23 protein-coding genes are annotated in these 19,405 nt (G+C 50.5%); 15 read left to right on the top strand and 8 right to left on the bottom strand.

What is annotated here, in order from left to right; genetic code table 11:
• Nucleotides 1-6: 6 nt before the first annotated feature.
• The 9 genes from G548_RS0101695 to G548_RS0101655 are packed head-to-tail and all read left to right on the top strand — an operon-like array spanning nucleotide 7 to nucleotide 5,878.
• The gene (locus tag G548_RS0101695; protein WP_022792420.1) at nucleotides 7-462 is read left to right on the top strand and encodes an urease accessory protein UreE; all 456 of its coding nucleotides are present in this window, start codon (nucleotides 7-9) and stop codon (nucleotides 460-462) included.
• Nucleotides 452-1,138, top strand: a complete 687-nt coding sequence (locus tag G548_RS0101690; RefSeq protein WP_022792419.1) for an urease accessory protein UreF — start codon at nucleotides 452-454, stop codon at nucleotides 1,136-1,138. The genes G548_RS0101695 and G548_RS0101690 overlap by 11 nt, the downstream gene beginning before the upstream one ends.
• Before the next feature lie 23 nt (nucleotides 1,139-1,161).
• Entirely contained in the window at nucleotides 1,162-1,803 is a 642-nt protein-coding gene (ureG, locus tag G548_RS0101685) for an urease accessory protein UreG (protein ID WP_022792418.1), read from the top strand.
• Nucleotides 1,796-2,596 carry an urease accessory protein UreD gene (locus G548_RS0101680; protein WP_022792417.1) on the top strand — a complete coding sequence of 267 codons (801 nt, stop codon included), beginning with the start codon at nucleotides 1,796-1,798 and terminating at the stop codon, nucleotides 2,594-2,596. The genes ureG and G548_RS0101680 overlap by 8 nt, the downstream gene beginning before the upstream one ends.
• 23 nt (nucleotides 2,597-2,619) lie before the next feature.
• Nucleotides 2,620-3,261, top strand: coding sequence for a hypothetical protein (locus G548_RS0101675; RefSeq protein WP_156847893.1), 642 nt, complete (start codon nucleotides 2,620-2,622; stop codon nucleotides 3,259-3,261).
• Entirely contained in the window at nucleotides 3,261-3,893 is a 633-nt protein-coding gene (locus G548_RS0101670) for a CbiM family transporter (RefSeq protein WP_281163390.1), read from the top strand. Before G548_RS0101675 ends, G548_RS0101670 begins: the two co-directional genes overlap by 1 nt.
• Before the next feature lie 20 nt (nucleotides 3,894-3,913).
• A complete protein-coding gene (locus G548_RS0101665) occupies nucleotides 3,914-4,663 on the top strand; it encodes a CbiQ family ECF transporter T component (protein ID WP_022792414.1) in 750 nt (249 codons plus the stop codon).
• Nucleotides 4,660-5,472 carry an energy-coupling factor ABC transporter ATP-binding protein gene (locus tag G548_RS0101660; protein ID WP_022792413.1) on the top strand — a complete coding sequence of 271 codons (813 nt, stop codon included), beginning with the start codon at nucleotides 4,660-4,662 and terminating at the stop codon, nucleotides 5,470-5,472. Before G548_RS0101665 ends, G548_RS0101660 begins: the two co-directional genes overlap by 4 nt.
• A complete protein-coding gene (locus G548_RS0101655; RefSeq protein WP_022792412.1) occupies nucleotides 5,465-5,878 on the top strand; it encodes a hypothetical protein in 414 nt (137 codons plus the stop codon). Before G548_RS0101660 ends, G548_RS0101655 begins: the two co-directional genes overlap by 8 nt.
• Nucleotides 5,879-5,922: 44 nt before the next feature.
• Here G548_RS0101655 and G548_RS17055 read toward each other — a convergent pair whose 3' ends face one another.
• Nucleotides 5,923-6,624 carry a peptidoglycan-binding protein gene (locus tag G548_RS17055; RefSeq protein WP_022792411.1) on the bottom strand — a complete coding sequence of 234 codons (702 nt, stop codon included), beginning with the start codon at nucleotides 6,622-6,624 and terminating at the stop codon, nucleotides 5,923-5,925.
• A 359-nt stretch (nucleotides 6,625-6,983) separates the two neighbouring features.
• Here G548_RS17055 and G548_RS0101645 point away from each other — a divergent pair, with 359 nt between their 5' ends.
• The gene (locus tag G548_RS0101645; protein ID WP_022792410.1) at nucleotides 6,984-7,670 is read left to right on the top strand and encodes a DUF2306 domain-containing protein; all 687 of its coding nucleotides are present in this window, start codon (nucleotides 6,984-6,986) and stop codon (nucleotides 7,668-7,670) included.
• Between the two features lie 77 nt (nucleotides 7,671-7,747).
• On the opposite strand, the gene G548_RS18675 is transcribed toward G548_RS0101645, so the two are convergent.
• The 5 genes from G548_RS18675 to G548_RS0101620 form a co-directional block, all read right to left on the bottom strand.
• Complete coding sequence (locus tag G548_RS18675; RefSeq protein WP_022792409.1) at nucleotides 7,748-8,794, bottom strand: HD-GYP domain-containing protein; 1,047 nt, start codon at nucleotides 8,792-8,794, stop codon at nucleotides 7,748-7,750.
• A 158-nt stretch (nucleotides 8,795-8,952) separates the two neighbouring features.
• Nucleotides 8,953-9,402 (bottom strand): universal stress protein, encoded by a 450-nt coding sequence (locus G548_RS0101635; protein WP_022792408.1) that lies wholly within the window; start codon nucleotides 9,400-9,402, stop codon nucleotides 8,953-8,955.
• A 72-nt stretch (nucleotides 9,403-9,474) separates the two neighbouring features.
• Complete coding sequence (locus tag G548_RS17045) at nucleotides 9,475-11,019, bottom strand: CocE/NonD family hydrolase (protein WP_022792407.1); 1,545 nt, start codon at nucleotides 11,017-11,019, stop codon at nucleotides 9,475-9,477.
• Between the two features lies 1 nt (nucleotide 11,020).
• Complete coding sequence (locus G548_RS0101625) at nucleotides 11,021-11,860, bottom strand: YitT family protein (protein ID WP_022792406.1); 840 nt, start codon at nucleotides 11,858-11,860, stop codon at nucleotides 11,021-11,023.
• Between the two features lie 91 nt (nucleotides 11,861-11,951).
• The gene (locus G548_RS0101620; protein WP_022792405.1) at nucleotides 11,952-13,433 is read right to left on the bottom strand and encodes a BCCT family transporter; all 1,482 of its coding nucleotides are present in this window, start codon (nucleotides 13,431-13,433) and stop codon (nucleotides 11,952-11,954) included.
• Nucleotides 13,434-13,706: 273 nt separating this feature from the next.
• Between G548_RS0101620 and G548_RS0101615 the strand changes: the two genes are divergently transcribed.
• The 5 genes from G548_RS0101615 (at nucleotide 13,707) to G548_RS17040 (ending at nucleotide 17,624) form a co-directional block, all read left to right on the top strand.
• On the top strand, nucleotides 13,707-14,282 hold the full coding sequence (locus G548_RS0101615; RefSeq protein ID WP_022792404.1) for a GbsR/MarR family transcriptional regulator: 576 nt from the start codon (nucleotides 13,707-13,709) through the stop codon (nucleotides 14,280-14,282).
• Nucleotides 14,282-15,163 (top strand): beta-keto acid cleavage family enzyme, encoded by an 882-nt coding sequence (locus G548_RS0101610; protein WP_022792403.1) that lies wholly within the window; start codon nucleotides 14,282-14,284, stop codon nucleotides 15,161-15,163. The genes G548_RS0101615 and G548_RS0101610 overlap by 1 nt, the downstream gene beginning before the upstream one ends.
• Before the next feature lie 17 nt (nucleotides 15,164-15,180).
• Nucleotides 15,181-16,152 (top strand): 3-hydroxyacyl-CoA dehydrogenase NAD-binding domain-containing protein, encoded by a 972-nt coding sequence (locus tag G548_RS0101605; RefSeq protein WP_022792402.1) that lies wholly within the window; start codon nucleotides 15,181-15,183, stop codon nucleotides 16,150-16,152.
• The gene (locus G548_RS0101600; protein ID WP_022792401.1) at nucleotides 16,142-16,612 is read left to right on the top strand and encodes a thioesterase family protein; all 471 of its coding nucleotides are present in this window, start codon (nucleotides 16,142-16,144) and stop codon (nucleotides 16,610-16,612) included. Before G548_RS0101605 ends, G548_RS0101600 begins: the two co-directional genes overlap by 11 nt.
• A 121-nt stretch (nucleotides 16,613-16,733) precedes the next feature.
• Complete coding sequence (locus tag G548_RS17040) at nucleotides 16,734-17,624, top strand: alpha/beta hydrolase (protein WP_022792400.1); 891 nt, start codon at nucleotides 16,734-16,736, stop codon at nucleotides 17,622-17,624.
• 13 nt (nucleotides 17,625-17,637) lie between these two features.
• Here the strand turns inward: G548_RS17040 and G548_RS0101590 are convergent, their stop codons facing one another.
• On the bottom strand, nucleotides 17,638-18,018 hold the full coding sequence (locus G548_RS0101590; protein WP_022792399.1) for a DUF488 domain-containing protein: 381 nt from the start codon (nucleotides 18,016-18,018) through the stop codon (nucleotides 17,638-17,640).
• A gap of 484 nt (nucleotides 18,019-18,502) precedes the next feature.
• Nucleotides 18,503-19,291: a carbon-nitrogen family hydrolase gene (locus tag G548_RS0101580; RefSeq protein WP_022792397.1), complete on the bottom strand. Its 789-nt coding sequence runs from the start codon at nucleotides 19,289-19,291 to the stop codon at nucleotides 18,503-18,505.
• Nucleotides 19,292-19,405: the final 114 nt, after the last annotated feature.

Below are 19,405 nucleotides of genomic sequence, written 5' to 3'. Positions count from 1 at the left end.
ATAAACATGAAAATCACTAAACCTCTAGGGCGCCTCGACGAAAATTCAGAAGAAACGAAGCTTATCGATTATGTGGAATTAGAATGGGAGGAACTCGGAAAAAGAATCCTTCGAAAGAAATCAAATAATGGAGAGGATATTGCCATTGCTCTTGAGGAAGAGATATATCTTCACCCTGGCGATATTTTATTCGAAAATGAAAATAAGAAAATCGTTATAAATACTGTTTTAGAGGACGCAATTATTATTTATCCCGCTTCCGTAGAGGAGATGGGGCGGGCAGCTTTCGAACTTGGCAACCGCCATACCCCTTGTTTGATCCAGGATAAAGAAATCATCGTGCGATATGATTCAACAATTCCTCCCCTTTTGAAAGATATTAACGTAACATTTGCGAATGAAAAAAGAAGATTTAATCAGCCGTTCAAGTATAAAGGACATAGCCACACACATGAACACTAAGCAATTACATTTAATGCAGTTACACGACTCTGCTTTTCCAATTGGATCTTATACACATTCATTTGGGATGGAGACGTATATTCAAGAAGATAAAATTGTGGATCAACAGTCGTTAACAGAGCATTGCTTATCCTACCTTCAGCAGAATTTAGTTTACGGCGACGGTATAGTAGTAAAAGAAATTATGCAACTAGAAAGAGAAAAGAATTGGAATAACCTACAATATATCGCTTCGTTATGTCACGCTTCTAAGCTGGCAAAAGAAGCACGGAATGGAAGCATTCAAATGGGCAGCCAGTTTTTAAAAACTATTCAGATGCTGGAAATTGATGGTCCCGGCGAACGTATCTCTTCGCTGTTAAAACAAGAAAATATTCAATTTCATTACCCAATCATTTACGGGCTGTACTCTCTATTTAAAGAGTTTAATCTGCTCGAATCTTTAACAGCATTTTTGTATTCATGTACTACTGGGATGGTACACAACGCTGTTCGGGCGGTACCACTCGGCCAGACAACCGGAGTAAAAACAATATATGAGCTCCTGCCGTACTTTGAACAAGCAGCTCAAAAAGTACTGGAGTTGGATATTAATGATATCGGAAATTCCGCAGCCGGGCTCGAACTGGCTTCTATGCGTCATGAATATTTACGTGTCCGTTTATTTATATCTTAATTCACGAAAGGAAGGATTTCATTATGCATAAACCTGTAAAAATAGGAATCGCAGGACCTGTAGGCTCTGGAAAAACCGCGCTGGTCGAAAAAATTACCCGAGCCATTCATCAACAATATGAAGTAGCCGTTATCACAAACGATATATACACAAAAGAAGATGCCCAATTTTTAACTGTGAACGGCGTCCTTCCAGCCGAACGTATTATTGGAGTAGAAACAGGTGGATGCCCACATACGGCAATTCGCGAGGATGCTTCAATGAATTTTGCAGCTATCGATGAATTAACTCACCGCTTCCCTAACCTCGATATCATCTTTGTGGAAAGCGGAGGCGATAATTTATCCGCTACTTTTAGTCCAGAACTCGTTGATGGCTATATTTACGTTACAGATGTAGCCGAAGGACAGGATATACCTCGTAAGGGCGGCCCAGGAGTAGCTCGTTCTGATTTTCTCGTAATTAATAAAATTGACCTCGCTCCCTATGTAGAGGTTGATCTCGATCGTATGGAAAAAGATGCTCTCGCTGCTCGAGGAAAAAGACCTTTTGTATTAGCTAATCAAAAAGAAGGAATTGGATTGGATGGTGTTATTTCCTGGATTCAGCATTCTCTTCTCTTAGAGGACATAGAATGGACCAAGGACGTGAAAAGCGGTGCTTAATCAAGGAAGACAGCTACACGGGTCTTTAAGTATTGAACTCCAAAACAATAATCAAAAAACAGTAATAACTTCTTTGCAGCAGACCTCACCTCTGCACGCCAGCCACGCTTTATATCCAAAAGATGCAGAACATGCTTTCATTTATTTAATGGAAACATCCGGCGGAATGGTTTCCGGAGACAGCAGTAAATATTATGTACAATTATCCCAGGACACTAAAGCAACTCTTATTCAACAATCAGCCACAAAGGTGTATCCATGCAAACAGGGAGAAACCACTAAACAAATTACTGAAGTAAGCGTTTCACCGTACTCATATTTACGTCTTATTCCTGAATCGATTATTTTATATGAGGATGCAGAATTGACAAGTGTTACAAGACTTGAGTTAACCAGAGATTCGCACCTCTTGTGGGGAGAAATACTTGCCTCCGGGCGTAAAGGAAAAGGGGAAAATTATCATTACCGTTTTGTAGATATTAATACTTCGATTTATATAGACAGTACACTTTCAGCTTATGATCGTTTTCGCTTTTCTCCCTACAATACTTCATATAAACAATTAGGAATATTGGATGGAGCTGCTTATTACGCCACCCTTTGGGCGTACTCTCCTCATTTTAATGATAATGTTATTAATGAACTAGCATTAGAAGCTTCATTAACCACTAATAGCGCGGTCACTCAAGTAACCAAAAATCTATATTGCCTCCGTTGGTTGAGTGATGACCTTATTGAATTAAAACGAGCAATGAAACTAGCAGCCGATACATTAGAGACTTATATTTTATAACATAAAGTAGAAGGGGAAAAATTATGTCACGAATACTATTAGGTGGATGCCTTCTTTCCTTTTCCTTTATGGCAGCCTGTGGCACAGGGGACAATGCCGAAAGCAACGCGGAAAATGCTCCAGATCAGGAAGAACAAGCATCCAGTTCATCGGAGGAAGCATCTGCCTCCCACGAAGATACTGCAGAAAAAGAGAACAGTGAGGTTTCCCACCATGACGACCTCCCTTATGAGTGGAAAGGGGAGTATCGTTTTCAGGAAGGAACGACCTATACGGTGACAACGTCTGCCGACGATCCTGAACCCATCACCCTTGGGTTTATCCAGAAAGACGAGAACATTGAAGACGTGGAACACCATGCGGCTCATATGATGGAAGCAGAAGACATCGATCAGGTAACAGACCATAAGACGTTTCAAGCCGAGCATGAGTATGCCTATACGTTAAAGGAGTCCACCTCGTACACCTTTACCATCGATGCAGGTACCTACGCCGTCTTTTTGAACCAGGACCCGGAAGAACATCAAATGTCGATTACCAACGACCAACAGGAAACGCTAGAAGCTCAACGGGAAGCATCCTATGACAAAGGCCAGCGCCAGGAAGATTCCACTGATACAGAAAAGGAGCACACGCATGATGACGGCGATACGCATACGCATTAATAAAGAACGAAGGATATTCTATGCATTTGTCTGATGGCGTTCTCAGCCTCCCTCTTATCATCACCACGAGCGTTGCTGCTGGAGGTGTCCTGTGGTACTCCGTGCAGCATATCAGGGAGAAAGAGATCCCTGCTATTAGTCTGCTTACGGCGGTCTTTTTTATTTTAGCTTTGATCAATATTCCTTTAGGACCAAGTACCGTCCACCCCCTTCTATGCGGAGTCATCGGCATCCTGGCAGGCCGCCGAAGTGCTCTTGCTATAGGTATCGGCCTTCTTTTCCATGCGCTGTTATTTCAACATGGAGGGATCACAACACTCGGGGCCAACCTGTTAATTTTGTCCCTGCCGGCTTACCTCTGCCATTTTATCTATCAATGGATGGGAGCGAGATGGAAATGGAACGCCTCGTTTGTCGCGGGATGTTGTGGTTTCGCTGGTATTCTTACAGCCGTGGGTATTGGTTCCTTGCTGCTTTCCCTGTCTTCGTCTTTTTACAGCGAAGGAACATTTTCCACCATTCGCTTATTGGCCCTCAGTCACCTTCCCCTTGCCATTATCGAAATGCTGTTGACGGGTTTTGTCATCGGCCAATTAGCTAAATTTCGGCCACAATTAGTGGCCGCTGGATAGAACGAAAGGAGCCCTAAGATATGGAAGTGTTCATGAAAGAATGGAAATATTGGCGGCCCCATCAATCATGGGCCTTCCATTGGGATCCCCGGATAAAAATGCTCAGTTTCCTTGTCATCATTTTTTTCGTATCGATGATGCAGTCACCGCTCATGCTCAGTTTCGTTTGTACAGGAGCTGTCCTCCTATGTTTATCCGCCCGGTTTCAGTTATCGTATCTCTTTTTTCGGTTCCTGGTCGTCCTTCCCTTTTTATTGTTGTTGAGTGTGCCTATTCTTTTCAGTAACGGATGGCCCGTTGCCCAGGAAAAGATCATTTTCACAAGTGTGCTCGTATTAAAAGCTTCCAGCTCGTTTTTTTTGCTTTTATTCCTATGCTTTACGCAGCCGTTTCCGAAATTAATGCAAAGCTTCTACGACCTAAACATTCCGCCGAAGATACTTACGATCATCCTCCTGGCCGCGTACTATATTTATCAGCTGTTTTTTCAACTGCGTACCTTCCGTTTAGCTCTTGCTTCCAGGCATTTTTCCTTCTCTGGGTGGCGTCCTTCGATCCGTGTCTATAGTTCCATCATGACAGGCATGATTATCAAATCGTTTGACCAGGCTGAACACGTCTATCGAGCCCTGACTGCCCGGGGATTTAACGAGGATATGAGCACCGGTTACGAGCCCCCCCGAATACCCATCAAAGATGGGTTGATCAGTGCGGTTTTTATCAGTATGACGTTAGTCGTTGTTATTTTAGATAGGTGGTGGTTTCGATGACGAATTGCTTTTTTGATAATGTTTCCTATGCCTACCAAGACCCGACAGCGCCCACGCTGCGACATTTCACCTATGATTTTTCTTCTTCCAAGACAGCGATTCTTGGAGCCAACGGCAGTGGCAAATCAACCCTCCTTCATTTAATAGACACGTTATTCGAGGCAAATGAAGGAACGATTACGATTCATCATCAACAGGTTCACCAGCGTTCGGCGAAAGCCATCCGAAAACATATAGGGTTTGTTTTTGATCACCCAGAAAACCAGCTGTTTGCCCCTACGGTCTTTGAGGATATTGCGTTTGGCCCTAAAAATCAAGGAATGTCCAAGCAAGCGGTGACGAAGACCGTCTATGAAGCAGCTTCCTTCATGCGCATTACGGATTTGCTCGACCATTCTCCCTACCATTTGAGCCTGGGACAAAAGAAGAAAACCGCGATGGCCGGCGTGATTGCCATGAAGCCGGATATGCTATTGTTTGATGAACCGTTTTCCGGCCTGGACCCCGCCTCGCTGCAAACCATGATCGATACGCTGAATCAATTGGAACAACGCGGACACCAAATTATTTTAACGACGCATGATGTCGACATCGCTTATCAATGGGCCGACGATTTTTTATTATTGAAGGAGGGCACCCTTCTCGCTCACGGAGGGACTGAAGTACTGGAAAACGAGTCGATGGTTCAGGAGGCCAACTTAAAGCTCCCCATGCTTTACCGTCTGTTTCAGCACACCGCCGAGCGCCCAAAAACCGTCGAAGAAGCCCGGTCCTATATGTTCTCTGAAGAAGGTGGTCCATGTGTCTAAATGGCTGGTCACTTTGATGGTCGTAATGGTCTGCTTCTTTCCGGCCCAGAGCGTGGAAGCTCATAAACTGACGATCGATAACGAACGGGAAGATACGGTCCAAGTTCAATATGATGATGGCAGCTTTTCCAAACGAACTACGGTTCACGTCCTTGATAAAGAAGGGGACGAATTAACCTCTGGATCCCTGAATGACCAGGGAACCTTTTCTTACGCGCCGCACGCAGATAAAGCGGAAACCCTTATCGCTGAAGACGGCATGGGGCATCAAGCCAAGGTACAAATAGATAACTTAACTTCAGATGAAAATGGATACTCAACTTGGAGTATTGTTGGAGGGGTAATACTAAGCTTTCTATTTGTAAGCATAGCCTGGATAATAAAAAGAAAGTTTGTTTATACTTAAAAAGCCTGACCCAAAATTTGGGACAGGCTTTTTAAATTCTTCTATTAGTCTACTACTGTTACTTCTACATCCTGGCGACCAAATGCGTAAGCATCCGATTTTGTCGGTACGTGAATATCGATGCGGTCGTTATTGATGGCGCCGCCTGTATCAGCCGCTTCATACGTGCCCATGCCTTCGACCTTCACGGTGGAGCCGAGTGGGATCACGTCCGGATCTACGGCAATCACGTTAGCGTCACGGTCGTTGTTCAGATTCTTCCCTGTAGCGGTGATGCCGCTGCAGCCGGCACATTCAGCTGTGTAGGCAGTAGCCTCCATCGTCATGGTCTCACCGCCGCTGTCTGCATCGCTGCTGGTTGATGCTTCCGAAGAGCTGCTGTCTTCGCTTTCGGAGGAGCTGCTTTCAGAGGATTCAGATGTGGAAGCTCCTTCCACGGCTTCGCCGCCGTCCACATCATCGAGCGCTGCGCGGGTGTTCGGCCCGATAATACCGTCCACTACAAGTCCCTGATCACGCTGGAAGCTGCGTACGGCACTGTCTGTGATCGGTCCGTAAATGCCGTCTACGGCGTAGTCGTAATAGCCTTCATCCTCAAGAACAGACTGTGCTTCGGACACGTCGTCCCCGCGGTCGCCTTTATTTAATAAGTCTGCTGCGTCCGACACGGCCGGTGCTGCTGCCATAAGCCCTGTTCCGAGTGCGAAACCACCGGCCCACTTCATCGATTGACGTACAGAAAACATATATGAATACCCCCAACTGTTTGAATTTCTCTCACAGCAAGAACTATAACGAACCGTCATGGGGGACTTCAAGCTTATTAGTTAATTGTAATTACATTGTAATTTCTATGTAATTATTACTAATGATTGATAAATTAGCGTAACAATTCCTCTGTTTTTTCTTATTTTCAGCCACCGCCCCATGACTGGGGACTTACAGCTGCTTGGTAACTCTTATTTATACCAGCAGGAACAGGATTTCGTTTTTCTTCTATTACAAAAGCTTTTTTGTTCCTGTTACAGGAAATTTGCTTTTTTTCACGAAAGTAGTAAGTAAACGGCCCAGGGATTCTCAAACTAAACCGAAGGGGTGCTTCGGCATGTTTACTGGCAGTCTGATTGTTCATATAACTGCAGGCTTTCTCGCTCTTGGCGTGTTTTGGATACCGTTAGTGACGAAAAAAGGAGGACGTGCGCACAGACGTGCCGGCTGGGTGTTCGTTTTTGCTATGATGACCGTCGCTTTTACCGCCTTTCATCTTTCCTTTTACCGCTTGTTTATCTCTGCCGGCCGCACGCCCGGCGAAGACGCCTTTTCCTATTTCCTCTTATTTATCGCTGTGCTGAGCATTGCCACCGCCTGGCACGGCATGCGGGTCCTTCGTTTCAAAAAACGCAAGACCGTCCACCGCCACCCTGTCGACATCGGCATTTCCTTCCTTCTTCTCGTCTCCGGACTGGCCGCCTGCTTATACGGCTTCGTGCAGGGCATTGCTCTTATTACCTACTTCCCCCTCATCGGCGTCGTTCTTGGCAGCCTCCAGCTGTATTACTGGCTCCGTCCCCCAGCCGAGCGCATGCACTGGATTTATGAGCATTTAGGGAGCATGATTGGCTGTTCCATTGCTACGATTACGGCCTTCACGGTGTTCGGGGCGCCGCAGCTGTTGAACATGGAAGACGTGTCCTTGTTCATCTGGATACTTCCGACCTTTTTGCTTCTGCCGCTCATCATCGGCTTCTCCTGCCACTACCAGCGGAAATTTAACCCGCCTGTCAGCAAATAAGCGGTTTGTTCCTTTCCTGTCTGCAAAACCCGGGCTGTTTCAGCATAAAAAAAGCTGATCCTAATAAAAAGAATCAGCTACTTCTCCGTTTGTTCTCTGACCAGCATGCGCCTGATGCGAAGTCTGCGGTTCATCGGCACGTAAAATACCTTCGACGAATGCTCTTCTTTGAGTAACGGAAACGTCGGCAGTTTATCGTCAATTTTAACGATCGTTGCAATGCGGTCATCTGACAGCTCCACTCTGGCCCCTGTTGGGAAAATTTCCAGCGTCTCGCACAACAGCTTCACGTATTTCATATCTACGCTTTCCTCGTTCACAATAATACGCAGGGCTTTATGGGAGCAGACCGCGTTTCGGTACGGCCGTTCGAGCGACAGCGCTGAATATATGTCTACCACGCCAATCAGCCGGGCGGACTCCCCGATGTCCCCGCTGGCAAGAGCGCGTGGATAACCTCTGCCGTTTAAACGCTCATGATGATCAAGGGCCATCGCCGCTATACTTTCAGAAAATTTAAACTCTTTAAGAAGCTCGTAGCCATGGATCGTGTGGGACTGAACGATCCCCATTTCCTGGCCGTTTAAAGCACCATTTTTCCATAGTATTTCCTGTGGCACCTTCAGCTTGCCCACATCATGAAGCAGACAGCCGACCGCTGTTTCCCGGACGTTCGGAAAATCGGATTCGTACGCGAGCAGCGCCCCTAAAATAAAAACGTCAAACGAGTGCTGGTACGTATACGGATCCCAGTCCTCTAGCTTATCCATCAGTGCTTTTACTTTCGGTTCCTTCATAATCGAACAAAATAAGTTTTCCAGCCATTCATAGCGGCTCTGGTCATTCAACGCAAAGCCAAAACGATACTCATTGCCCAGGCCAATCACGTTTTCCAGAAACAGACGTTTTAACTCCTGCTCACTTAACTGTTTTCCTTCTTGTTTTTGTTCGCTCGTCCTGCCATTTTGATGAACCTCTACTTTTTCAATGCCCCATCTGTGCAGTTTATCAATCCATTCCTTTGTTAACACCTTCCCCTTTTTCAACGCCAGGGCATTTCCTTTGTATACATCCTCCCCCAACACGTCTTCCGGCCTCAAGTCTTTGATCAGTCTCTCCGTCATGATCCCCACCGCCCGTTGTCGTATTAATATTCAAGTATTCCAGCTGCATATTAGGTATATATTCACAGTACTTTAGTTTCCCTTTAAAATCAATATGTAATATGCGAATTATTCCCATAAAAAAACCGGAAGCTGGATGCTTCCGGCAGATACTGCTATTATTCCTTGCTGTCTACGATCAATATATCGCAGCTGGCCGAACGGACGACGGCTTCCGAGAAGCTGCCCATCAGCGTACGGTCCATTTTGTTTTTGCTCGTCTGCGGAAGCAGCACCAGATCAATCTGATAGTCCGGTACTACCTTTTGCAGAAGCGTCTGCGTCGGCGCTCCGTGCTCGACGATCAGCTTCGCATCGAGCTTCCCGTGCCCCTGAGACTCTGCTTTCTGCTTCACGGCGTGAAGTGTCTCGGTTGCTTCTTCTTCGGCTTTTTTCAAGACATCTTCTTCGTAGCGGGCAAACGGCCCGTAGCCTTTTTCCTCGACCATGGATGCTAAATGAAGATCCGCGCCATGGAGTTCAGCCAAGGCGCAGCCTTTTTCCACTACATGCTCTGGCACGCCTGCCGTTGGATGTACGCCGATTAAAATGTTTTTGTATAGTTCCATATTTATACGCCTCCTTATTAAGTATATGGAATGCGTATTACGCCTATTCCCATCTACCGGAAAATGTATGCATCAATCCTGGAAAACAGGAGACGTCCCGGCGGAAACGTGCAGCTTTGAATCCCCGTGGATTTCTGCCCAGACGGGCTCCAGGCTGCTTTCCGCGCGTGGAAAACTGCTCAAATATACTTCCACGCGCAGCCGGCTGCCTGCCAAAAACCGGTATGCGGTTCTGCCGATATCGATAGTGCGCTCCCCAGCCTGCACAGTATCCACCACGTTCCACGACGACCCGTCCGGCGTTACTTCGCTCACCCGCAGTCCGACTGTAAGACCCGGGCGGCTCAATGTCAGTCGCAGATGCGCCTGTACGGTGCCGAGCACTTCCCAGTCTTTACTGAGCGGCGCACTCGTATACACCAGCACGTCCCCCCGCTTCTGTATTTCCTGCTGGTCAAAGCTTCCCGCCCGAAAGCCGCTCATTAAAATATTTCCACCGCTCGTCGGGACCGGGTGATCCGGGTCATGCCGCACCCTCCGGCCGGGTGCCTCCTGCTTCGGTGCTTCCCCGGACAGCAGGCTGTCTGGTTGCAGATAAAACACCGCCTCGGTCCTTCCCTCCGGTATGTCCGCCCCGCTTCTCCATTCACCGGCGTTCATCACGTAATAGTGCACCGAATCCCCGGGCGGCGCTGTTTCGCCCTTCAGCCAGCGGTCAAACCATTTCAGAAACAGCCCGGTCCGGTCTATCTGCGCCTCCGGAAAAAAGACGTCTCCCGCCTGGCCGCTCTGGTCTTCGTGCGTCCACGGCCCGATCCAGAGCTCTGCCGGTCCGGACGTTCGTTGATATAAATCGATCGTTTCCTCCAGAAAGCAATCATACCATCCGGCGAGAAACAGGGCCGGCACTTTAATGTTCTCCGGGGCGGCCTGCATCTGCTGCCTCGTTTCCTCGGAAACGTCTCCAAGCAGAAAGTCTTTATAATACGCCGGCAGGCCGGCAGCTGTGACCGGAGGCCACGTGAGCGGATCCCCTTTCCCGAGCCAGGACGGAAGATGTTCAAGATACCCGCTGATACGTGCCGGGCCTTCGGGTCCTTCCACCCGCTCCAGGTGATCCGGAAGCATGGACTCGGCGACCCACGACTGCCATTTGCCGAGCTCAAACACGCCCCGGCCTCCCCGCATCGTGCTCCAGCCGTCCGCAAAGGCCATCATGGGCGCTATTGCCTGCAGCGACGGCGGCTGTCCGGCGGCCGCTGCCACCTGGGTAAAGCCGTGATACGACATGCCGATCATGCCGACTTTTCCGTTCACCTCCGGGAGGCGTGCCGCCCATTCCACCGAATCGCAGCCGTCAGCGGCTTCATAGATAAATGGATAAAACTCCCCCTCGGAGGCAAACCGGCCGCGCACGTCCTGAATCACAACCACGTATCCGGCCGCTGTCAGGCGTTCGATATCAACGAACGTTTCCCGGTAATGACGGGTCGTTTTGTCGTACGGCAGCCGGAGCAAAAGAGCCGGCCAGCTGCCGGCCCTATCCGAACGGTACACGTCTGCGAGCAGCACGGTACCGTCACGCATCCGTCCTTCCGCCTGCTTTTCCATACGCATTTTACGAACGCACTTCCTCGTGGCCGATCGAAAATGTTCCGCCCGACACGTCCTTGACGTTATGCACCACAATAAATGCGTTCGGATCCACTTCTTTAATCACCCGTTTCAGGCGAAGCAGACGGTGCGAGTGGATCACAATATAGAGCACGCGGCGCTGTTCCTTCATATACTCCCCGCGCCCGTCAAAAACGGTCGCACTAGAGGCAAGCTCCTTTGTAATACGCTCTGAGATCTGCTCGGAGTAGGGAGACACCACGTTGAGCGCTTTTTTCGAGTCAAAGCCGCCAAGCACAAAGTCGGTGACGACCTTGCCGATGTAGAGCGTAATCAGGGTATACATGGTAGACACCGGGCCGATGATGAAAATCCCCGCAATAACGACAAGCGCGTCCAGAACGAGCGTCATGCCGGTCAAATCCCAGCCCAGCTGCTGATTAAAGGCACGGGCAATAATGGATGTGCCTCCGACAGAGCTTCCGGCCTGATAAATAAAGCCAAATCCGACCCCGGTAATGGCCCCGGCGAAAATCGCCGCAAGCAGCGGATCCTCCATCGGCTGGGCGTACACTCCTTCAAAAATCCAGATGAAAAACGAAAACAGCGCCACGTTAAAAATTGTTTTATACACCATATGACGCGGCAGATAGCGAATTCCAATACCGAGCAGCAGAATAAAAATGATCGGTGTCGAAATACTCGGCGAGATGTCGAGCCCGTAATAGATTAAAAGCGACATCCCGACAATACCACCCTCAGCAATGGAGTTTGGCATCGCAAGCTGTGTCACCGCAAGCGCAAACAGCAGCGTGCCGATAACAATGTACATTATATTTTTCATACGTTCTTCTCCCCCCACATATATTTTTTCAGACAAAACTATATTATAACGCAAAAAAGAGCAGGAACGCAGCCTGCGTTCCTGCCCGCCCTTATTTTCCGCGTTTTTGATCGAGATTTAAGGTCTTGACAATGCCTACACACATTAAAATGACAATGACTGAGAGCGGCAGTGCGCTGACCACGATGGCGGTCTGAAAGGCACTCAGCCCGCCGACCACCAGTAGGATTGCGGTGACGGAGACAAAGAAAACGCCCCACATAATTTTAATCGACACCGGCGGGTTCAGGCTGCCCCCGGTCGTCTGCATCCCGAGCACAAATGTCGCAGAGTCCGCGGTAGTCACGAAAAAGATCGTCACCACGATGATGGCAAACACGGACATAATGCCTCCGAGCGGATACGTTTCCAGCACATAAAACAGCGCCGTTTCCAGCGACTGTGAGGACACCTCGCGTCCTTCGAACAGCTCGAGGAAAATCGCGCTTCCGCCGAGCGTGCTGAACCAGAAGAATGAAACGATCGAAGGTACGAGCAGCACCCCGGCCATAAATTCACGAATCGTCCGTCCTCTCGAAATCCGGGCAACAAACATCCCGACAAACGGCGTCCAGGATATCCACCAGGCCCAGTAAAAGACGGTCCAGTTCTGCGTCCACGATGCTTCCTGCTCATCGATTGGATCCATGCGCAGTCCCCATCCGAGGAAGTTCTGTACGTAATCCGACAGACCGGAAGCAAACATGTTAATTAAAAAGAGCGTCGGTCCAGCGATCAGCATAAACAACAACAGAATGCCGGTCAGGCTCAAATTGATATTACTTAAATATTTAATGCCGCGCTGAATCCCCGTGCTTGCTGACGTCACGAAGATAATCGTCACAATCGTCATGATAATGAACTGCACACCGAGATTGTACGGCACGCCGAAAATAAACTGCAGGCCGGCGTTAATCTGCTGGGACCCGAGTCCGAGCGAGGCAGCGACCCCGAATAATGTAGCGAATACGGCAATAATATCGACAACGGTTGCGACCGGGCCGTACGCATATTTTCCGAGCACCGGCCGGAGTGTTGTACTCATCAGCCCCGGCGCCTGGTAGCGGAATTGCTGCAGGGCGAGCGCCAGCGCCACCAGCGCATAAATCGCCCAGGCATGCAGCCCCCAGTGAAGCCATGTCGAGGAAACGCCGCGGATCGCATCACTTTCCGCGCCGCCCTCGCCGTTTGGCGGGCTCGAAAAGTGTCCGATCGGCTCGGACACGCCGTAAAACAAGAGGCCGATCCCGATCCCGGCAGAAAACAGCATCGTAAACCAGGTGAGCCGGTTAAACTCCGGCTTTTCATCCGGCTTTCCGAGCCTTACCTTTCCGTATTTACTAAATCCCAGATAGACGGCGAAAATTAACAAAAGCGTCACTAAAACCTGAAAATACCAGCCAAAATGCACAAATACAAACGCCTGAGCAGCAGTCATTGCTGCTTCAAGCTGCGCAGTAAAAAACACGCCGAATGCTAAGAACAATAGGATAAGAACGATCGACACTTTTAAAACCGTCGTCATTTTTCTCATTATGTATGTACCTCCTCCATAGTCTTTCCCCTGCAGTCGTTCACAACGTCCTTCATTATAGAGAAAGCCTGTTGAAAAGGAAAAACGCATAAGCCCGCAAAAAACGTCGTAAAATCTATGCAATTTTTATTGCACAGAGTTTATGATTCATTATCTTATATTTCCTTCCTTTTTCGCTGTCAGTGACCCTGACCTGCGTTTTTGCCTTTTTTTTGAAACGTGATACAGTTAGACGCGTGGAAAACAGAGAAAGCTTGATAAAGGGGGAGCGCCATGAGTGCCTCAGGGGATAAAAACCAGCTGCTTGAACAATTGAATGAAACCGAACGGCAGATTGCCGACCGCATTTCCGACAATATGAATACGTTTGGCGTGTCGTCGACGATCGGGCGGCTGCTCGGCATTATTTACATGAACCGCGAGCCGATGACGCTCGATGACCTAGCCGAAGCGACCGGAATGAGCAAGACCCGGATGAGCCAGGTGATGCGTCAGATGATTTCGTTAAACATCGCCGAAAAAGAGCATGTGAAAGGCAGCCGCAAGGAGCATTACAATGTGGAAAACGATTATGTGCAGACGTTTGTGTCCCTGTTTACGACAAACTGGCGGGAAGTGATCAGCAAAAACCGCCAGTTTGCCAACAAGCTGCAGCGCGAAATCGACGAGATCGCTGCTGCAAGCGACGGTTCACCAGAAGTGGACCAGAAAATTACCGAGCTCCGCAAAGAGCTCGATGAATGGGTCGCGTATTACAACTGGATCAGCCGCCTCGTTGAATTTTTCGAAAGCGGAGATATTTTCGACGCTGTACCAATAGAGAGAAACGATAAAGGAGAGGATAAATAATGGGCCAGAAAACAATTATTACAAGCGCCGTCACCGGAGCCGGAGAAACGACGGACAAAAGCCAGCACGTGCCGGTCACGCCGGAAGCTATCGCCCGTGATGCCATCGAAGCGGCCAAAGCAGGCGCCGCGGTCGCCCACATTCACGTGCGCGATCCAAAAACAGGCGCATACAGCTTTGACCCCGCCCTCTTTCAGGAGGTCGTGGAGCGCGTACGCGAAAGCGATACCGACGTGGTACTGAACCTTACAGCCGGAGGTGGCGGCGATTTTGTGCCCGACCAGAAGCACCCGGCCACCGGCGGCGAGGGCACCTTTATCCAGACCCCGGAGGAGCGCCACCTTCCGGTTGGAAAATATCTACCGGAAATATGCACCCTCGACTGCGGCAGCCTGAACTTCGGTGATCAGGTGTATCTCGGCCCGGCCGGCTGGCTGCGCGAGCAGGCATCACTGATCCAGCAGAGCGGCGTGAAGGCGGAAATGGAGTGCTTTGATACCGGCCACGTCCGCTTTGCCAACCAGCTTGTCCGCGAAGGCCTTGTGGACGGCGATCCGCTCTACCAGTTCTGCCTCGGCATTCCGTGGGGCGCAGAAGCCGATGCGGAAACGATGCTTCACATGAAACATCACCTGCCGGAGGGCGCCAACTGGTCCGCCTTTGGCATCGGCCGCATGCAGATTCCGATGGTCGCCCAGGCGGCTCTTCTTGGCGGCAACGTCCGCGTTGGCCTCGAGGACAATCTTTACCTTGAAAAAGGCGTGCTCGGCACGAACGCCCAGCTCGTCGATAAAGCCGTGCAGCTGCTGCAGACGCTGAACGTAGAACCAATGACCCCGCAGGAAGCGCGCGAGACGCTCGGCCTGACAAAGCAATCTTAAATCTTTAGGAGGACCTCATGAATCCCACAACAACTATTATTGCCGTCATCGGGACCGGTGTGATCGGAAACGGCTGGATCGCCCGTTTCCTCGCGCACGGCTTTCACGTCATCGCCTGTGATCCGGCGGACGGCGCCGAGGAAAAAACCCGCAGCACCGTCGCGTCGCTGTGGTCGAAGCTGAAGGAAAACGGCATGCACGACGATGCTTCCATCGATAAGCTTACCTTTACGAAAGACATCAAAGAGGCAGTAGCGGATGCTGCGCTTGTGCAGGAAAACGTGCCCGAGCGCGAGGACATCAAACGAAGCGTGCTCGCCCAGATTGATGCTTACGCGCCGGCTGAAACCATCATTGCCTCGAGTACGTCCGGCTATAAGCCGACGACGCTTCAGAGCGACTGCGTACGTCATCCGGAGCGCGTCATTGTTGCACACCCGTTCCATCCCGTGTACCTGCTTCCACTTGTGGAGCTATCCGGCGGCGAGCAGACGACGAATACTGAAATGGAACGCGCGCAGGCGATATATGAGCTTGCCGGCATGAAGCCGCTTGCGATGAAGGGCGAGGTGGACGGCCATATTGCCGACCGCCTGATGGAAGCCCTCTGGCGCGAAGCCCTTCATATTGTGAATGACGGCCACGCCACCACCGAGGAAGTCGACAAGGCGATCGTTTACGGTGCCGGTCTCCGCTGGGCGCTGATGGGACCGTTTTTAACCTTCCATCTGGCCGGCGGCGACAAAGGCATGACCCACATGCTCGAGCAGTTCGGCCCGGCCCTGAAAGCGCCGTGGACCAAGCTTGAAGCACCGGAGCTCACCCCGGAGCTGAGCGAAAAGGTCATCGAAGGCACGAAGGAGCAGTCCGGAGACAAAAGCGTCGCCGAGCTTGAAGAGCGACGCGATGAGTTTCTTTTAAAGCTGATGAACCTGCTGCACGAAGGCAGCTACTGGCCGGCTGAAAAGGTGGAGAGCCATGACAGATAACCATACCGTATGGAGCGGCCGTGTGCAGCAGGAATGGGTGGACTACAACGGGCACATGAACGATGCAGCCTACGCTCTTGTTTTCAGCCGCGCGCTGGACAAGTTGCTTGAAGACGCCGGCCTGACCGCCCGCTTTATCGAACAGGAGCAGTACACCGTATTCACCCTCGAAACGCACCTGATATACCTGGCGGAAGCCCACCAGGACCAGCCGCTCGCTGTGTCAGCGGTGATTCTTGACCAGGACGCCAAGCGGCTGCATCTGTGGTTTGAAATGCTGAACGACCAGAACGAGGCCATCGCCACAAGCGAGCAAATGGTCATGGGAATGGATCAGGCCGCCGGACGCCCTGCCCCGTTTCCCGAAACGCTTCAGCAGGGCCTGGCCGACGTTCCGGTTCTTACTCCGGAAAACTGGCCAGCCAAAGCCGGTCGCTCGATTGGAATTAAACGAAAATAACACAGCATCAGCCGGTACTCTCCGAGGGAGCGCCGGCTGATTTTTTATATTGGTCAATTTTTAGCTTAACAACAGCCCGCGGCAGGAATAGGCACGTAGAGAGAAGAAAGGAGTGGCACGGATGCCTGCATGGAGAACCTACCTGTTAACCGCGCTGCTGCGCGCATTTCAAATACGACTCCGCCGTTATTCGCCGACTCACATTACCCCGCCCGCAGCAGATACCGTTCGCACGGATTCCTACATCGTGGAAACGGCTGCCGGCGCGACGCCCGTACACATTTATTATCCAGAAGCAGCCGAAGGTCAGGCTCTTCCGGTGTTTGTAAACCTGCACGGCGGAGGCTTTTTCATGGGAAGCTATGCCGATGATGAAGGCTGGGGCCGGCACGTGGCCGAGCTCACGCCCTGCGCCGTAGTAAACATTGATTATCACCTCGCCCCGCGCAGTCGGTTTCCGTTCTCTATATTTGAAGTCCGGGACGTGCTCATGTGGCTGCACGCCCAGGAGGAGCTGCTTGGTCTGAATATGGAGCGCTTTGCCCTTGGCGGCCACAGCGCCGGCGGCAATATCGCAGCATCAACACTGCTGCTTTTACGCGATACCGGAGCGCCGATGCCGGCAGTTCAAATTTTGGACTCGCCAATTCTTGACCTCGCGACCGACCCCCGCGAAAAACCGTCCTTTCCGGGGGCTATCCCAATCTTTGTGGCAGATTTATTTACGGCCAGCTACCTGGAAACGGGCCAGAGCGCCGACCACCCGTACGTTTCCCCACTGCGGGCGGGATCGCTCGCGGGGCTGCCGCCGACACTTGTGTTTACGCCGGAATACGACTCCCTGGCCCAGGAAGCCTTCCGGTACGCGAAGCGCTTAAAACGGGAAGGCGTGCCCGCAGAGTATCGGATGTTTCCGAAGACGCTTCATGCGTTTACCCACGTGGGACGAAAAAGCACCGCAAAAAAAGCGTGGGGACTCGTCGTCTCCACGCTTCAGGCCCGCCTGCTGTAGGCGGGCCTTCGTATTACTCTCTCGGGTGCGCCGGCTGCTGGTCGAGAATCTCCTTCAGCACCCAGGCGTGATTTCGTTTTACGTCCTCCGACGAAAATACGAGCGTCACGTCCTTGTCCTGCATCCGCACAATTTCTTTTAAGCGGTGCATTTCTTCGCGTTTGAGCTCATCCTGCTCAAGCTCTACCTTGTACGCTTCCTTAAAGCTTTCGAACTTTTTCGGCTCTTCATCGAGCGCCTTCTGGAGTTCCTTCGACGGTGCAATGCCGTCTACCCATTCGTGGATGTCGGCGCGCACCTCTTCGACTTCGTTAGGCCATTCCTTCTCAACGAAAATCCGGTAGCCGTCATCCGTATCTGCTTTCTTATAGAGCCGCTTGCAGTATATTGGCATTGTGATCATCCTTCTTCTGTATAGTATGGATCTCGCATCCCGGCTCTTTCCTTTCCCGGAAGACGGGCAAACGTGCAAGTTAAAAAAGTATGGTCCATTTAAAATAAGTTTTTATTTCTATTAACATTCGAAATATCAGTTGGTTTTTGTTACTACAGCATACTGTAACTCAAAGGTGGTCGGCACTCCCTTATGAAAGGGGGGATGCCGTGATGCTAATAGACGCCGTAACCGTCGCCGCTTCTATTTTAACAGCGATCTACGCAAGCGTGATGTTAGCAGACTATTTTAAGCAAAAAAAATAAACCACCTTTGAGTTAGCGGCTCTTTTGGTTTATTTTCTCCCATGGCCGACCCCTTTGAAGGGTCAGTACTGCTGTTATCGGTCCGTGTTAGCGCACGGGCCGTTTTTTCGTTAAATGAATTATACCACAACAGGACGAAGCCATTCAAGCTCATGCGGCTTTAACGCCCAGAGTTAAGTTTATTCGTACAACTCCGGCACCCGGCTGTCAAAAACGGGCACGTTTTTGCGGACGTCTGCCACATTGGAGAGGTCCAGGGTTTCCCGGAGCGTTTCCTCGTTCTCCACGCTTCCCTTCTGAAGCACGTTGCCCCACGGATCGATAAACGCCGAGGAGCCGGCAAACGTAATGCCGTCGTAGGAGCCCGGACGGTTGCACGTCACGACGTACATCTGGTTTTCCACCGCCCGCGCCATACTCAGCACATCCCAGTGGCTCCGGCGGCTGTCCGGCCATTCTGCCGGGATAAACAGCAGCTCGCACCCCTGCAGGGCGAGGCTACGGATGATTTCCGGAAAACGAAGGTCATAGCAGATCACGACCCCCATTTTGACACCGTCCAGCTCAAACACCTTCACCGGCTCACGCCCGCCACTTAAATAAGCCGGCTCATTCAGCATCGGCACGAGATGCATTTTGTCATAATCATAAACAAGTTCCCCGATGTTATTTATCACAATGGCCCGGTTGTACACCTTCCCGTTTTGCTTAACCGCCATCGACCCTCCCATGATATGAACGTGATAGCGCTTCGCTGCGTCCTGTAAAAAGCGGATCGTCTTGCTGTCCGCAGGATCCTCCGCAATATCACGGAGCTCCGGGAGCGTATACGCCGTCGTCCACATTTCCGGAAGCATCACCATATCCACCCTGCCGAGGTCCTGCTCTCTTAGCCACCGGCTTACTTTTTGCCGGTTCGCTTCTGGGTCTCCCGCCACAATATCCATTTGATAAACCGCAATATTCATTGTTTTCCTCCTCATGGTTATGTATCCTATTACGTTTCAATATACCACCGGGCACTGCAGCAGAAACAGGGCCGATTTACCAACGCTTATTTCATTTCCCCCCGGAAACCTTTA

The sequence above is a fragment of the Marinococcus halotolerans DSM 16375 genome, from assembly GCF_000420725.1.
Lineage (GTDB): Bacteria > Bacillota > Bacilli > Bacillales > Marinococcaceae > Marinococcus > Marinococcus halotolerans.
This window is presented reverse-complemented; position numbering and strand designations above follow the sequence as displayed.